Origin of the sequence: Falsiroseomonas oryzae (assembly GCF_027856955.1) — a bacterium.
Classification (GTDB): domain Bacteria; phylum Pseudomonadota; class Alphaproteobacteria; order Acetobacterales; family Acetobacteraceae; genus Falsiroseomonas; species Falsiroseomonas oryzae.
Genome location: NZ_JAPSMD010000874.1, coordinates 1 through 1,004, shown reverse-complemented (window position 1 = coordinate 1,004; position 1,004 = coordinate 1). Strand labels below are relative to the sequence as shown.

Below are 1,004 nucleotides of genomic sequence, written 5' to 3'. Positions count from 1 at the left end.
GCCGGCGGCACCGCGCCGAGCGCGGCCGCGACCTCCTTCTGCACCGCGTAGCCGGCAGCGACGTCGGCCGGCGCGGCCGCGCCGAGCGGCGACAGGATGCGGCGCGCGGCGCGCGCGGCGAGGATGGCCTCTGCGGCGGGGCTGGTCATGCCTCGGTCTCCTCCTCTGGCATCGGCGCCGGCGCGGACAGGTCCATCCCGCGTGCCACCTCGTACAACGCCACCGCCGCGGCCGCGGCCACGTTCAGGCTCTCGATGCCCGGCGCGATCGGCAGCCGCACCAGCTCGTCGCAGGTCTCGCGCTGCAGGCGCCGCAGGCCGGCATCCTCGGCGCCCAGCACCAGCGCCACGCGGCGGTCACGCGGCATGGCCTGCGCCAGCGTAGCCGGCGCGTCGCCGGCCATGCCCATCACCCAGAAGCCGGCGCGCTGCAGCGCCACGATGGCGCGGGCCAGGTTCACCTCCCGCGCGATCGGCACCACCTCCAGCGCGCCGGAGGCCGCCCGCGCCAGCGCGCCGGTCTCGGGCGGCGCGTGGCGGTCCTGCATCACCACGCAGGCGGCGCCGAAGGCCGCGGCGGAGCGCAGGATGGCACCGACGTTGCGGGGGTCCGTCACCTGGTCCAGCAGCAGGACGGGGCCGTCGGAGCGCGCGATCGCCTGCTCCAGCGCCAGCGGCGTCAGCGGCTCGGCCAGCAGCGCCGCGCCCTGGTGGACGGCGTCCTCCGGCAGGAAGGTCTGGAAGCGGTGGCGGTCCACGATCTCGGGCTGCACGCGCCAGGGCTTCGGCAGGCGCCTGCCGAGTTCCTCCGCCGCCTCCACGGTCAGCAGCAGCCGGCGGGCGCGGCGGCGTGGATTCGCCAGCGCCGCCGCCACCGCGTGCAGGCCGTGGATCCAGAGGCTGCCGGGCGGCGTCGCTTCGCGTTCCGACGGGCGCGTGGCGCGCGCGGGCGGCGCCGGTTCCGCGAGGCGTGAGGGGCGGGGGTTGTTCATGCCGCGGCGATCG

1 protein-coding gene is annotated in these 1,004 nt (G+C 77.9%); it reads right to left on the bottom strand.

Going from position 1 to position 1,004, the window contains the following annotated elements; translation table 11 throughout:
- Window positions 1-145 precede the first annotated feature (145 nt).
- The coding region (gene rlmB, locus OZN99_RS32385) for a 23S rRNA (guanosine(2251)-2'-O)-methyltransferase RlmB (protein WP_408611999.1) at window positions 146-1,004 on the bottom strand (859 nt) is incomplete at its 5' end.